13 protein-coding genes are annotated in these 15089 nt (G+C 37.4%); all 13 read left to right on the plus strand.

Annotated features, from left to right (window positions below; genetic code table 11):
* Positions 1 to 118: 118 nt before the first annotated feature.
* The 13 genes from JBW_RS10075 to ftsA all read left to right on the plus strand — a co-directional run bounded on the left by JBW_RS10075 (position 119) and on the right by ftsA (position 15071).
* Positions 119 to 1621 (plus strand): UDP-N-acetylmuramoyl-L-alanyl-D-glutamate--2,6-diaminopimelate ligase, encoded by a 1503-nt coding sequence (locus JBW_RS10075; RefSeq protein ID WP_007953535.1) that lies wholly within the window; start codon positions 119 to 121, stop codon positions 1619 to 1621.
* Positions 1621 to 2979, plus strand: coding sequence for a UDP-N-acetylmuramoyl-tripeptide--D-alanyl-D-alanine ligase (locus JBW_RS10080; protein ID WP_007953534.1), 1359 nt, complete (start codon positions 1621 to 1623; stop codon positions 2977 to 2979). The genes JBW_RS10075 and JBW_RS10080 overlap by 1 nt, the downstream gene beginning before the upstream one ends.
* An 83-nt stretch (positions 2980 to 3062) precedes the next feature.
* Positions 3063 to 4037, plus strand: coding sequence for a phospho-N-acetylmuramoyl-pentapeptide-transferase (gene mraY / locus JBW_RS10085; protein WP_007953533.1), 975 nt, complete (start codon positions 3063 to 3065; stop codon positions 4035 to 4037).
* 1 nt (position 4038) lies between these two features.
* On the plus strand, positions 4039 to 5394 hold the full coding sequence (murD, locus tag JBW_RS10090; RefSeq protein ID WP_007953531.1) for a UDP-N-acetylmuramoyl-L-alanine--D-glutamate ligase: 1356 nt from the start codon (positions 4039 to 4041) through the stop codon (positions 5392 to 5394).
* A gap of 67 nt (positions 5395 to 5461) precedes the next feature.
* Positions 5462 to 6565, plus strand: coding sequence for a stage V sporulation protein E (spoVE, locus tag JBW_RS10095; RefSeq protein WP_007953530.1), 1104 nt, complete (start codon positions 5462 to 5464; stop codon positions 6563 to 6565).
* 70 nt (positions 6566 to 6635) lie between these two features.
* Positions 6636 to 7745 carry an undecaprenyldiphospho-muramoylpentapeptide beta-N-acetylglucosaminyltransferase gene (murG, locus tag JBW_RS10100; RefSeq protein WP_007953528.1) on the plus strand — a complete coding sequence of 370 codons (1110 nt, stop codon included), beginning with the start codon at positions 6636 to 6638 and terminating at the stop codon, positions 7743 to 7745.
* 100 nt (positions 7746 to 7845) lie between these two features.
* Positions 7846 to 9225 carry a UDP-N-acetylmuramate--L-alanine ligase gene (gene murC, locus JBW_RS10105; RefSeq protein WP_007953526.1) on the plus strand — a complete coding sequence of 460 codons (1380 nt, stop codon included), beginning with the start codon at positions 7846 to 7848 and terminating at the stop codon, positions 9223 to 9225.
* Between the two features lie 177 nt (positions 9226 to 9402).
* Complete coding sequence (gene murA / locus JBW_RS10110) at positions 9403 to 10656, plus strand: UDP-N-acetylglucosamine 1-carboxyvinyltransferase (protein WP_007953524.1); 1254 nt, start codon at positions 9403 to 9405, stop codon at positions 10654 to 10656.
* A gap of 13 nt (positions 10657 to 10669) precedes the next feature.
* Complete coding sequence (locus tag JBW_RS10115) at positions 10670 to 11605, plus strand: D-alanine--D-alanine ligase (RefSeq protein WP_007953523.1); 936 nt, start codon at positions 10670 to 10672, stop codon at positions 11603 to 11605.
* Positions 11606 to 11829: 224 nt separating this feature from the next.
* Positions 11830 to 12585, plus strand: coding sequence for a cell division protein FtsQ/DivIB (locus JBW_RS10120; RefSeq protein WP_007953521.1), 756 nt, complete (start codon positions 11830 to 11832; stop codon positions 12583 to 12585).
* A gap of 56 nt (positions 12586 to 12641) precedes the next feature.
* Entirely contained in the window at positions 12642 to 13334 is a 693-nt protein-coding gene (locus JBW_RS10125; protein WP_007934745.1) for a DUF881 domain-containing protein, read from the plus strand.
* Positions 13334 to 13663, plus strand: coding sequence for a small basic family protein (locus tag JBW_RS10130; RefSeq protein ID WP_007953519.1), 330 nt, complete (start codon positions 13334 to 13336; stop codon positions 13661 to 13663). Before JBW_RS10125 ends, JBW_RS10130 begins: the two co-directional genes overlap by 1 nt.
* Positions 13664 to 13874: 211 nt before the next feature.
* A complete protein-coding gene (gene ftsA / locus JBW_RS10135; RefSeq protein WP_007953518.1) occupies positions 13875 to 15071 on the plus strand; it encodes a cell division protein FtsA in 1197 nt (398 codons plus the stop codon).
* The last annotated feature ends 18 nt before the right edge of the window (positions 15072 to 15089 follow it).

The following is a 15089-nucleotide window of genomic DNA, read 5'->3' on the forward strand; positions in this document are numbered from 1 at the left end:
GCATAGGATAAATAAGTACTTTTAAGTAATAGAAAGTTTGCTGATATGGTAATCTGCACATGGTTATGATAATATTGGTAACAATGGTAATAATAGTTGACATATAGGAGGTATTTTCATGAAAAAAAAATTGCAAGAATTAATAGATTTATTACCAAGTGCGATAATAGAAGGAAATAAGAAAGTCGCAGAAACAGTAATTGCAGATTTAGCCCAGGATTCTCGTAAAATCACACCAGGGACTTTATTTGTTTGCTTATCTGGTGCTAAAACAGATGGTCACGACTATATTGTGCAGGCCTATCACCAAGGTGCAGTAGCGGTTTTGGTTGAAAAAGATATTGATATCATTCCTCAGGGGTTAACAGTTATAAAAGTAGCTGATACCAGGGAAGCGATGATGAGGATTGCTCCATATTTTTTTGAATATCCAAGTTGCAAATTACGCATGATTGGAGTTACGGGGACAAATGGTAAAACCACCACCACCTATTTAATCAGAAGTATATTACAACAGGCTGGGTTTCATGTAGGAGTAATCGGGACGATTCAAAATAGTATTGGTGATAAAATAGTACCTACTCAAAATACTACGCCTGATGTGATTGATTTACAAAGACTGCTAGCCGAGATGGCAGAAGCTAATATGGATTATGTAGTTATGGAAGTATCTTCCCATGCTCTAGCTCTTAATCGAGTGGCCGGTTGTGAATTTGATGTCGGTATCTTTACGAATATGACTCGCGATCATCTAGATTTTCATGTAACCTTTGAGAGGTATTTAGAAGCGAAAACAAGATTATTTCAATTACTTAGTAGTAAGGATAATCAGAAAGAGGGCAAGACAGCTATTATTAATACAGATGATAAGGCTGCTGCATTTATTTTAGAACGTACGGGATGCAACACGATTACATACGGTATTGAGAATCATGCGGATTTACAGGCTAAAAATACGAATATACAAGCGAAAGGCGCGGAATTTGATATTATTGGTTCTTTTGGCATCATGCCATTGCAACTCAAAATAACTGGATTATTTAATGTATATAATGTTTTATCGGCAGTAGGTGCAGCTTTGGCTGAGGGTATTGATGCTCCTATTATTAAAGCTGCTTTGGAAATGTTTCAAAGCGTATCAGGCAGATTTGAGCTGGTAGACGGGGGGCAACCTTTTAGTATCATTGTAGATTATGCTCACACGCCAGATGGGCTAGAAAATATTTTAAAGACTGCCCAACAAATTGCTAAAAAACGTATTATTGTAGTTTTTGGTTGTGGTGGTGATCGCGATAAGACAAAAAGACCAATTATGGGGAAATTAGCGGTCCAATATGGCAATATTGTAATTGCTACATCTGACAATCCTCGAACGGAAGATCCTGAGAATATCTTGAGTGAAATTGAAGTAGGTATTCAAGAGTCACTGACATCAGGAAAGATTTACGAGAAAATTATTGATAGACGCCAAGCGATTGAGCGTGCTCTATCTGTAGCTGAAGCGGATGATATTGTAATTATTGCTGGTAAGGGACATGAGAACTACCAGATTCTAAAAGATAGAACCATTCCGTTTGATGATAAAGAAGTAGTAAAAGCCATCATCAAGGAGATGAAATAATGGCGGGATTTACAGTTGAAGAAGTTTGTCTTGCTACAAAAGGAACGCTAATTGTTTCTGCACAACCAAAGGGATTTACAGGCGTTTCCACAGATACGCGTACGGTACAAAAAGGTGACTTATTTATTCCGCTAATTGGTGAAAATTTTGATGGACATGAGTTTATTCATCAAGCGATAGAAAAGGGTGCAATTGGTGTTGTTTTTAGCCATAAAAATATGACACTGCCCCAGCAGATTACGGCTATATTCGTTACCGATTCTTTATTGGCGCTACAAGATTTGGCACGTTTTCATCGCCAGCGCTTTACTATTCCTGTCGTGGCGATTACTGGATCCAATGGCAAGACGACTACAAAAGATATGGCTGCGGCTGTTTTATCCAATCAGTTTCATGTATTAAAAACAGAGGCGAATTATAATAATGAAATCGGGTTACCTTTGACATTGCTGCAGCTTACACAGGAACATGAGGTGGCAGTGGTGGAAATGGGGATGCGAGGTAAGGGGCAAATCCGCCAATTAGCCAATATTGCATTGCCCACAATCGCCATCATAACAAATGTTGGTGAGACTCATCTTGAATTGCTGGGATCCATGGAAGAGATTGCTGCTGCTAAAGCGGAATTACTGGAAGTAATACCAGAAAATGGTGTGTCGATATTAAATGGTGATAATGTTTATGTGCGAGAAAAGGCCAAAAAAGCAAAGAGTCGTATTGTATTTTTTGGGCTGCAAGAAGGCGATATTAAGGCTGATAACATTCATATAAAAGCCCAGAGTATAGATTTTGTGTGCCGCATGACTAATGATGTTTTTACAGTAGACATACCAACGACTGGTAAACATAATGTTTATAATGCTTTAGCTGCAATTGCTCTGGGCATGGAATTAGGGATGAATGCTGATGGTATCTCTTCAGGATTTAGGGCTTTTAATGCTAGTCCGATGAGGTTACACATTGAAAGATTCGGTGATTACTTGGTTGTGAATGATGCATATAATGCGAGCCCCATGTCTATGGTAGCCGCTATTGATACAATGCTTGAAGTTGCAAAAGGTCGCAAAGTGGCTGTGCTTGGCGATATGTTAGAATTAGGAACGATTGCAGTATCCGCTCATGAAGCCATCGGGGAAAAACTAGCTCAATGCGGGATTGAAATTGTTGTAACAGTTGGGGAGTTAGCAGCCAGCATTGCTAATAAAGCGAGTTCTTGCGGTATAAGCCAGGTTGTGGTCTGCTCTAATCATGAACAAGCGCAAGCAGAATTAAAGAAGCTGCTTATGCCTGGTGATACGATCTTGATAAAAGGATCAAGAGGAATGAAAATGGAAAAGATTATTAATATGTTCTTATAAAAAGCTGTTTTAAGAATGCAAAGATGCTAAGCGTCTAGTGAAAATATTTTTAAAACAGGATCTGAAGGGTTTGGAGGTTGAATATGCAGGAGTTGTTATATGCTTCAGCGATGGCATTCATCATAGCTTTAATTATCGGACCCCTGATAATTCCTGTACTTAGCAGGTTGAAGTTTGGGCAAAGTATTAGACAGGAAGGCCCTGAAAGTCATTATGCTAAAGCTGGTACACCGACTATGGGTGGTATTATTATCTTAATTGCTCTTATTATTCCTGTTCTTATTTATGGTGGTAAGAGCCCGGAAATTTGGTTAGCCTTATTTGTAACCATAGGGCATGGGCTAATTGGTTTTTTAGACGATTTTATTAAAGTTGTCTTAAAACGTTCGTTAGGACTAAAAGCAAGGCAAAAACTATTAGGGCAAATTTTTATGGCTGTAGCCTTGGCGTATATTGTTACTAATTATATGGGACGGGGTACTGATGTATGGGTACCTTTATTAGGCTTTACTGTTGACTTTGGACCATTGTACTATGTGTTAATTTTTTTAGTTTTGATAGGTACTACCAATGCTGTGAATCTTACAGACGGACTTGATGGTTTGGCCGCTGGCACGACTACGGTGGCAGCAGTAGCATATGCGGTTATTGCTATGAGTTTTGCAAAACCTGACTTGGCTATTTTTTGTGTAGCATTAGCTGGTGCAAGCCTTGGCTTTTTGAAATATAATGCAAATCCTGCTAAAGTGTTTATGGGGGATACTGGTTCATTGGCTTTAGGGGGAGCCTTGGCTGCTGTGGCAGTAATGACAAAAACAGAACTATTACTTGTTATTGTTGGTGGCGTTTTTGTACTTGAAGCCTGTTCTGTAATTATTCAAGTGGTTTCATTTAAGTTAACAGGCAAGCGAGTCTTTCGTATGAGTCCCATACATCATCATTTCGAATTGTCAGGTTGGTCTGAAAAAAAAGTAGTTACAGTATTTTGGTTAGCAGGAGTTGTTTGCAGCCTTATCGCTTTAATTATTCTAGTCGTTAGTCAAACTGGAGGAATATAAAATGCATTTTAAGGGAACAAAGATCTTAGTACTTGGTGCTGGTATCAGCGGTATCTCTGTTGCCTGTGTTTTACAAAACCGTGGAGCACAGATAACATTAAGTGATTCTAAATCAGCGGAATTATTAAAGAATAAGGATTTCTCGCCCATACATCAATGTGGAGTAACCCTGGCGTTAGGTCAACAGGGAGAGGAATTGCTTCAGGATATAGACTATATCGTACTGTCTCCTGGGATATCAATTGAAATTCCATTAGTAAAAATAGCTAAAGCTAAAAATATTAAAGTCATGAGTGAAATTGAAGTAGCATATCAATTGTGTACAGCACCTATTGTGGCCATTACAGGTACAAATGGTAAGACGACAACGACAACATTGATTGGTGAAATGGTAAAAACAACAGATCGCAATGTAGTTGTAGGAGGAAATATTGGTTTAGCCTTGTCACAAGAAGTGGCTGAAGTGGGTGAAAACGGTATAGTTGTAGCTGAAATATCCAGCTTTCAATTAGAAGGCATTATTGATTTTAGGCCTCGTGTGGCTGCTATTTTAAATATAACTCCTGATCATCTGGATCGACATCATTCGCTAGAGAATTATATTGCGATGAAAGAACGTATTTTTGCAAATCAAACAAAAGATGATTATATCGTTCTAAATTATGATGATATAACTGTACGAGAAATGGCGAACAAAGTTCCTTCTAAAGTTTTCTTTTTTAGCAGGAAGGTAGAATTAGATTCAGGAATATTTGTAAAAGATGGAATGATCATTATTAAGTGGCAAGAAAAAACATATATTGTATGTCCAATTAGTAAAATACAACTTAGAGGTGGACATAATATTGAAAATGTTCTCGCCGCTTGTGGTGTTGCCTTCTTTGCAGGTGTTACTTTAATTTCTATGGTGCAGACCTTATTCAATTTTACAGGTGTTGAGCACCGAATTGAAAAAGTAACAGTGGTCAACGGTGTGCCTTACTATAATGACTCGAAAGCAACGAATCCTGAGTCATCAATTAAAGCCTTAGAGGCTTTTGAACAACCTATCATATTAATTGCAGGCGGACGAGATAAAAATACAGATTTAACTGCTTTTATGAAATTGATCAAAGAAAAGGTGGAGCATTTAATTTTATTAGGTGAGGCTCAAGAGAGATTTGAAGCAGCGGCAATTAAGCATGATGTATCGCAAATTCATAATGTAAATAGTTTGTCTGAAGCTGTACAATTAGCATATCACCTTGCAAAGGAACCGCAAGTCGTGTTATTATCTCCGGCATGTGCTAGTTATGACATGTTTACGAGTTATGAAGAAAGAGGAAAAGTATTCAAAAGATTAGTTTATGAATTATAAGAAAATATCATTGGATAATTTTGTTGAGTTGAATGTGAGTGGCATTCAATGATGGGAGGGAATTCCTTTGGCGGTTAGACCTAAGTCGCCGGATTTTATTCTTTTTTTTGCTGTTATTGCATTATTAAGCTTTGGTGTTGTAATGGTGTATAGTTCGAGCGCAGTCTCAGCCTATGTCAACTTTGATGATAGTTATTATTTTTTAAAGAGACAGCTTATTTGGGTAACTTTGGGAGTCACGGTAATGCTGGTAACTCTAAATGTGGATTATCATGTCTGGCGCAAATTTGCAAAACCTACATTGCTATTAACAATAGTACTTTTAATCTTGGTACTTGTACCTGGATTTGGTAAAGTCGTAAATGGAGCGCGCAGGTGGCTTGGATTTGGTTCCTTATATTTACAACCATCGGAAATTGCCAAACTAAGCATGGTTTTATATTCTTCCGCTAGCTTAGCTCGCAATCAAGAAAAAATAAGCTCATTTATCAAAGGGCTTGTACCTCAATTACTTATCTTATTAGTTATTTTTGGCTTAATTCTGAAAGAACCTGATCTTGGAACAGCATTAGCAATTGGTGGGACAGTTTTTATATTGTTGTTTACTGCAGGTGCAAGATTATCTCACTTAACCTCTCTAGGTCTTGTTGGTGTTACTGGAATTATTGCAGCCATTCTCTTAGAGCCTTATCGTCTAAAACGATTACTGGCTTTTAATGATCCTTGGGCTGATCCTCTCAATACGGGTTACCATATTATCCAATCTCTTTATGCTCTGGGTTCAGGCGGTTTGTTTGGTGTGGGACTTGGACGCAGTAGAGAAAAGTTTTTATATCTACCAGAGCCTCATACCGATTTTATTTTTGCGATTCTAGGTGAGGAGCTTGGTTTCATTGGTACGGTAACGGTAATTTTATTATTCTTTTTATTTGCTTGGCGTGGATTTAAAATAGCTATCTCTGCACCAGATATTTATGGAAGTCTATTAGCTGCTGGATTAACTACAATGATTATTATGCAAGCTCTGATGAACATAGCTGTGGTAACAGCTTCTATGCCGGTAACAGGAATCCCCTTACCGTTTATTAGCTTTGGTGGCTCTGCATTAATTTTTACTTTGCTCGGGGTAGGAATATTGTTAAATGTATCAAGATATATTCATGATAAATAGGGTGGCTGGTGGTAAGAATTTCTGATAAAATAACCGAAGTTATTTTTGGAGTTAAGGGGGCAAGTCCGACATGCGGATTATTATGTCTGGCGGGGGAACAGGTGGCCACATCTACCCCGCCATTACTATCGCTAAAGCGTTACGAGAGAAAGTTAAATACTGTGAAGTATTGTTTATAGGTACTCAAAGTGGTTTAGAAGCTGACATTATACCTAAAGAAGGATTTACGATTCAGTTTATAGATGTAGCAGGATTTGAGCGGCGTTTGTCGGTAAAGAACATACAAACGATAGCTAAAACAATAGGAAGTGTTTGGCAGTCTCAGAAAATTATCCGGCAATTTAAGCCCGATATTGTTATTGGGACAGGCGGTTATGTTTGTGGGCCTGTTTTATTAGCAGCCAGCCTACTTAAAATTCCAACAATGATTCAGGAACAAAATGTAATTCCTGGTATTACGAATAAGATTTTATCTCGTTTTGTCGATAAGATCGCTTTAGGGTTTACAGAAGCAAGTGAAAATTTTCCAAATCAAAATAAACTGTTTTTTACTGGAAATCCCATACGTCAAGAAGTTATATCTGCTAGCCGAGAAGAAAGCATAGCGGCTCTTGGTCTTGATCCGACCAAACGTACGATATTGATATCGGGCGGCAGCAGAGGTGCTCGCAGCATTAATCAGGCCATGATAAAGGTTCATCAGTTTTTTGCAGGCAGCAAAGAGATACAACTATTGCATGTTACTGGGCAAAGCGAGTATAATGGCATAGTTGGAAAATTTACGCAATGTGGTATAGATATAACGGCAGCTGGTAATATTATCATCAAACCATATTTATACAATATGCCTGAAGCACTAGCCGTAGCAGATCTTGCGATCTTTAGGGCTGGTGCCCTTGGACTAGCTGAATTAACAGCAAGAGGGGTTCCATCGATATTAGTTCCTTATCCATACGCCGCAGAAAACCACCAGGAGTATAACGCTAGGGCGATGGAGCGGCAAGGAGCAGCCATTCTCATTCATGACAAAGAACTCAATCATGATATATTAATTAAAAGCATTAGTGAATTAATGAATAATCCGCAAAAATTAGATATGATGTCTCTGGCAAGCAAAAAAATAGGTCGCCCTAAGGCTGCTGAGAGTATTGCCCAGATGGCTCTTAATCTGATTAAATAACATTAAATATTAAGCTGTAACACCCTTGTGATGATCTGCATACTATAAAACACGCATAAGAGCTGATAGGTAAGGGTGCCCAAGAAAGGGGAGACATTTTTTGCTAAAAGATATAAAAAAAATTCACTTTGTTGGCATAGGTGGTGCTGGTATGAGCGCAATTGCCAAAGTCTTACTACAAATGGGATATATTGTTTCAGGGTCTGACCTTACTAAATCTGAGACTACTGCTAAATTAGAAAAAATAGGGGCTCATATATATTTAGGACACAATGAAGAGAATCTTCAAGATTCTCAAGCAATCGTAATATCAACAGCTATTCCTGAGACCAATCCTGAGGTTAAATTGGCAAGAAAAAAACAGATTCCGGTTTTTCATCGTGCGGATATTGTGGCATATTTAATGTTGCAGTATAAGGGGATTGCTGTTGCTGGTGCTCATGGTAAGACGACAACGACATCGATGATTGCCGTTATGCTTGAACATGCAGGAGTGGATCCGACTGTAATTATTGGTGGTGAAGTTGATTATTTAAATGGCAATGCTAAACTGGGATCAGGTCAATATTTAGTCGCTGAGGCAGATGAGAGCGACGGTTCCTTCTTGAAGTTTTCACCCCATATTGCCGTAGTTACGAATATTGAGAATGATCATATGGACTTTTATAAAACGATGGAAAATGTGTTAGATACTTTCAAAAAATTCTTACATAAATTGCCACCAAGTATAGGTTTGGGTATTGTATGCTTTGATAATGAGAATATCCGAAATTTAGTAAATGAAGTAGATCGTCCCTATATTTCTTATGGAATTGATCATACTGCTCAATACATGGCGCGTAATCTTTCGACTCAAGGAGCCACGACTACTTATGATGTATATCATAATGAACAGTTATTAGGGTCTATTAAAATAAATGTTCCAGGAAGACATAATGTGGGGAACTCTTTAGCAGCTGTTATTGTTGGTTTAAATATTGGTCTTACCTTCCAGGAAATTGCAGAAGGTTTGGCTCATTTTCAGGGCGCTAAACGCCGCTTTCAAACGAAGGCTAAAATTAATGGAGTTTGGATTATTGACGATTATGCTCATCATCCTACTGAAATTGCAACTACGTTATTGGCAGCCCGCCAGACAGAGCCAAATCGATTAATTTGTGTATTCCAACCTCATCGCTATTCACGCACTGCATTTTTACGTAATGAATTTGGCTCTGCTTTTCAATCAAGTGATATATTAGTTCTTACCGATGTGTATTCAGCGGGAGAAGCACCAATACCGGGGATCACAGGTGAGGTCTTGAAAGAGGAGGTTGAACGCCAAACGAGTAAGAAGGTAATTTATATTGCGGATAAAGATAAAATAGCTAGGTATCTTAGTCAAATTGTTGAACCTGGTGATCTGGTTATTACCATGGGAGCTGGAAATGTTTACTGTGTAGGGGAAGAACTAATTGAATCCTTAGTGCAAAAACAGTAGTTATAGAATTTGTCTCCCCTAATGGGAGACATTTGTTTCTATGAAAAAATTGGGTTCCTATAATATCATTTAATTACATAATTAAGTGATTGTTTAAATTTGTGATGATACTTGGTGTAAGCCAAGTTTTCTAATTGAGGTATAGGGTGATTGTACTTTTCTAGGAGGGGGAAGACGGTGGAGAAATTTATCGTCAAGGGGGAAGTACAGTTAAATGGAACGATTAGGATAAGTGGAGCCAAGAATGCAATATTGCCGATTATGGCAGCAACACTATTATGTTCTGGTGTAAGCATTATTCATGACGTTCCTTACTTACGAGATATTAAAGTTATGCAAGATATTCTAACCTTATTTGGGGCTAGAATTATTAGAGAACAGAATACATTATTAATTGATACATCGAATGTACAGGATGCGGATATTCCAGAACATTTAATGCGAGAGATGAGAGCATCTATCTTTTTGATGGGACCATTGTTAGGCCGATTTCATAAAGTGAAACTTTCTTATCCTGGAGGTTGTGCGATTGGCCCAAGGCCCATTGATCTACACATAAAGGCATTAGAAAAAATTGGGGCATCAGTTAAAGAAAATTTTGGATTTATTGAAGCACAAGCCACTTGCTTGACTGGTGGTGAAATTAATTTTGATTATCCTAGTGTAGGTGCTACGGAAAATGCTATGATGGCGGCAGTATTAGCTAATGGTTTAACGATTATTCGAAATGCAGCCCGCGAGCCAGAGATATATGATTTGCAAGTATTTCTTAATAAGATGGGCGCTAAAGTAATCGGAGCTGGCACTGATACTATTAGAATTGATGGTATAAAAAAATTAACGCCTGCTGAACATATTGTCATGTCTGATCGCATTCAGGCTGGTACGTTTCTGATTGCAGCAGCCATTACCCATGGTGATGTAGTTGTAGAGAATATATTATCAGAACATATTTTCTCCGTGACAGATAAGCTAAAAGATATTGGTGTGAAAATTACGACTGGAAACAATTCAATCCGGGTAAGAGGGGGAGATTTGCGTGGTGTTGATATTAAAACATTACCATATCCAGGTTTTCCCACGGATTTGCAAGCGCCGATGTTATCTCTAGTAACAAATGCTAAAGGAACGAGTATTATAACAGAAACAATTTTTGAAAATCGTTTTAAACATGTAGATGAATTAATGCGTATGGGAGCTAAAATAAAAGTAGAGGGTCGTACTGCTATTATACGCGGTATACCCAAATTAACAGGAGCCATCGTTGCTGCCCATGATCTTAGGGCTGGTGGTGCATTAGTTCTAGCGGCTTTGGCAGCAGAAGGCGTTTCTGAAATAGAAAATGTATATCATATCGATCGGGGATATGAAGCGTTAGAAGAAAAACTTAGAAGTTTAGGTGCAAATATTTCACGCCATAAAAAGGACTAGGGGGATTTATAGTATGAAGAGCAAAAGAATTGCAGTGGTAATGGGGGGGCCATCAGCGGAAAGAGAGGTTTCTTTAAATACAGGTAAAGCCATTTTAACAGCACTTCAGGAAAGCGGATATAAAGGTGCAGTAGGCATTGATCTTGATCCTGCACGTTTTGTAGAACAGTTAACTAAAGAAAAAATTGAAATTGTATTTAATGCGATTCATGGTCAATACGGTGAAGATGGAGTATTACAAGGAGCACTTGAATTGTTAGGAATCCCTTATACCGGGTCAGGAGTGCTAGCTAGTGCGATGGCTATGGATAAAGGAATCTCTAAAAGAATATTTTTGTCCGCCTCCATTCCAACACCTCGTTCTCTTTTATTTACAAAAGCCGACTTGAGTCGTGATTTAGTAACAGAAATTATTGCTGGTTTTAGTATACCCGTTGTAGTAAAATCTTCATCTCAAGGATCTAGTATTGGTGTTGTCATTGTTGAAGAAAGTGAAAATTTGTCTCAGGCAATTGAACAGGCTTTCCAATACAGCGATACTATCTTAGTTGAAGAATTTATAAAAGGAAGAGAACTTACCGTTGCAATCGTAGGTAATAACGATTTAAAGGCATTGCCTGTGATTGAAATAGTTCCTTTTTCAGGAAGGTATGATTATCATTCTAAATATACAAAGGGAACCACTGAATATATTGTGCCAGCTCGATTATCAGAGGAAACCACTTTCCTTGTGCAAAAAGTGGCTTTAGAGGCTTTTCATGCACTAAGATGCTCTGGCATTGCGAGAGTGGATATCATGCTTGACGAGGATGATAATCCTTATGTGTTAGAAGTGAATACGATACCTGGAATGACAGGTACTAGTTTAGTACCGAAAGCAGCAGCTGCTGCAGGAATATCATTTAGTGCATTATGTGAGGAATTACTGTGTCTAGTAGAGACTAAATAATATAAAATATTTATTTCCTTGTAGGTGCAAGACAGTATTTGTATGGATTCAATAATATTCAGTTGGCTATGAAAGGATGCTTCTTTTCATAGCTAACTGAATCGGTAATTATTGGAGAACGTATCAACATACTGTCTGCTTTTTTATAATTGTATTATGCTTAGAATTGTTGTATCATTACTTTTATACCTATAGTTATTAACATTATTTCAAGGAGCGATTATATGGGGGATCTAGAATCATTGCAGTATACGCCAAAAGATAAAAGCCTTAGGCCGAATCAGGGGTTTATTGGATTAATTTTAGTACTGGTTATACTGATTGCTGGACTATTATTTATCAAGTCATCATACTTTACTATCGGAGAAGTAGTAGTTGAAGGCAATAATTATGTAACTGTGGATGATGTATACCATATCGCTGACATTCCTGAAAAATTGAATATATTTAATTTAAACACCTCGGATATAAGAAATCGCTTACTTAATGACTTAAGAATTGCAGAGGTTGAGATTTCACGGCGCTTTCCAGGAACCATAGTCATTCATATAAAGGAACGTAAGCCGATCGTGTATGTCACTAGTAGCTATGGATTCTTAGAATTGGACTCCCAAGGGATTGTACTAGCAGCTTTCAAAAATTTAAAAAATATGAATGTGCCTATGATAACAGGAATTCGATTAGATAATGAGTATGTGAGTGACAAAATTGAAAATCCAACGATTCAAAGTGTTGTACACTATTTATCATTGCTGGATGAACCAGTATTGAATCAAATCTCTGAGGTAAATGTAATATCGCCAGAGCAAGTCAGTGCTTATACAGTTGCATCCGTGCAGATACGTTTGGGCAGTAGTGAAAGATTGTCTGATAAGGTTAAATTAACAAATACTATTTTACATGAAATTAGTGATAAAAAAATGAATGTAGAATATATTGATCTTACCTACGCCTCACCTTTTATTAAATTAAAACCTTAAGAGGGGAGGAACTTCAAGAATACAAAAAATATAGTTAAAAAAAGGAGAGCGAGAAATTGCTGAAGCTTAGACAAGGACAAGCCGCTATTGCCTTGGTATGCGTGGTACTAGGATTTATGTTAGCGGTACAATTTCGTACGGCCCAGGATATCCGATCAAGTATTCCTTTTCAGCGTATTGAGGACTTATCACAACGCTTAAGTCAAACTGAAAAAGAACGTGATGTACTACTAAAACAAGTATATGAATTAAGACAAACGACAGGAGCTGAATCGGCAACGAAAGAAAGTGAAAATATTAAAATGGGTGCTGGTGTAGTGGCTGTAAGAGGAACGGGTCTTAGTATAACAATTGACGATAGCAAAAGATTATCGAAACCAGGAGAAAATCCGAACTTATATTTAATTCATGATGAAGATATGTTAAAGGTAATTAATGAATTGTGGGCAGCTGGTGCAGAGGCGATCTCTATTAATGGGCAGAGGCTAATTGCCACATCAGAAGTACGTTGCGCTGGACCAACGCTATCGGTAAATAATACACGCTATTCGCCGCCATATGAAATATTAGTGATTGGTGAACCGCAAACCTTAGAAAATTCCCTTAAAATGAGAGGGGGAGTAATAGAGACATTGCAATTTTGGGGTATTCAGGTCAGTTTAAAAAAACAAGACGTTGTAGACGTTCCAGCATATAAAGGTGCATTTCGCTTTGAATATGCCAAGCCAATAAAGGATGGTGGTAAATAGTGGCTTTACCATTGGTTGGACTTATTATTGGTATTAGTTTAGGTATTTTTTTCCCTCTTACTATACCTGTTGAATATGCAAAATTCATGTCAGTTGCTTTATTAGCTTCTTTGGACTCTGTATTTGGTGGGTTACGGGCTGGAGCGGAAGAAAAATTTGATAATACTGTATTTATTACAGGATTTTTTACAAATGCTTTAATGGCTGCTGGATTAGTGTACATCGGTGAAGGCTTGGGTATTGATTTATATTATGTTGCACTATTAGCTTTTGGTTTACGGATATTCCAAAATTTGGCGATTATTCGACGCTATTTTTTAAGGAAATAATAAGGATTTAGAATAATTAGAACTTCTGACGACTTGGTCTACGCCAAGTCTTTTCTTAATATAAAAAGATAATCAAGGTGTTAATTTGCTATAATGGGACTTTTTAAAAATATTAGTAGGATAATTGTCTCTTTATTACAATAAAAAAAGGAAATTTGGTATTTATGTTGAAATAGAAGTATGGTGTAGAATACTTCGAATGAGGTTAGTCATGGATAGCAAAAATATCTTAGGAATTGATATCGGTACAAGCAATATTAAAATATTTGTTGGGAAAATTGGTCTAGATGGACATGTAACAATCGCTGGTAGTGGACAGATGACAACAAATGGTTTTGCAAAAGGTGTAATTTCCAATTGTAATCTATTGGTCAAGTCTATTGAACAAGCTGTTGACTGTGCAGTAATGGCTACTAATCTTTCCGTTAAGGATGCTTATATCGGCATTGGCGGTATGGAACTTAATGCAGTAAATAGTATTGGTAGCATTGCTCCTTCAGCTCCTAGTAATATTACAATAGATGACGTAAACCGTGTGTATCGTGCTGCAGCATTGGTTGCTATTCCTGATGATCATGAAGTGTTACATGTATTGCCACAGAAGATTTATGTTGATAAACAAAGAAAAAATGGATTGCCACTACAGGAAAAAGGTTCTCACTTAGAAGTGGAGGCTCATGTTGTAAGTATACCTAAAATGACAATCAATGATCTCATCAAAGAAATTGAAACATTAGGTATACATGTTGTTGGTGTAATTGCTAATGCTGTTGCTGTTACAGAAGCTATAATTCCAGTGCCTGCTGAAAACTTTTTAGTGATAGATATAGGAGCGGGGAGTACAGAGTTAATCTTGTACCAAGAGGGACATATCGATTTCACGACAGCGTTACCTCTAGGTGGAAATTATATTACAAGTGATATTATGCGAGGATTAGCCATTTCCTGGGAACATGCTGAGGAGATTAAGAAATATTATGCAAAACTGGATAAACAACTACAGGGGCAGGAGATCATTTTAGATTGTAATGCGTATGGTACTACGGACAAGCATGTTTCTTATGACTTTTTATATAAAATTGTTGAGAGTCGTATCTGTGAACTTGTTTATTTAATGCATGAGCATAGTAAAAAATTTTTGGCAGAAAATAAAATTGAAAAGATTTTTCTTACTGGTGGTTGTGGGGCTATGTCCGGTTTTGTTCAAAACATAGAAGCAACCTTTGGTATACCGGTTCAAGTTGTCATTCATCAGGAACTGCCTTTAGAATATCGTTCTTCTGAAAATGCAGCTTGTTATGGGATATTAAAATATGCAGGAAAGAATTTGCCAAAACCCCAAGTTATTCTAGAGAGTAATCCTTGGCGGTCATTGATGAGTAAGTGTAGAAATTTTTTAAAAAACTAAATCTTGTGACTATAAGGG

This window comes from Pelosinus fermentans JBW45 (genome assembly GCF_000271665.2).
Taxonomy (GTDB): Bacteria; Bacillota; Negativicutes; order DSM-13327; family DSM-13327; genus Pelosinus; species Pelosinus baikalensis.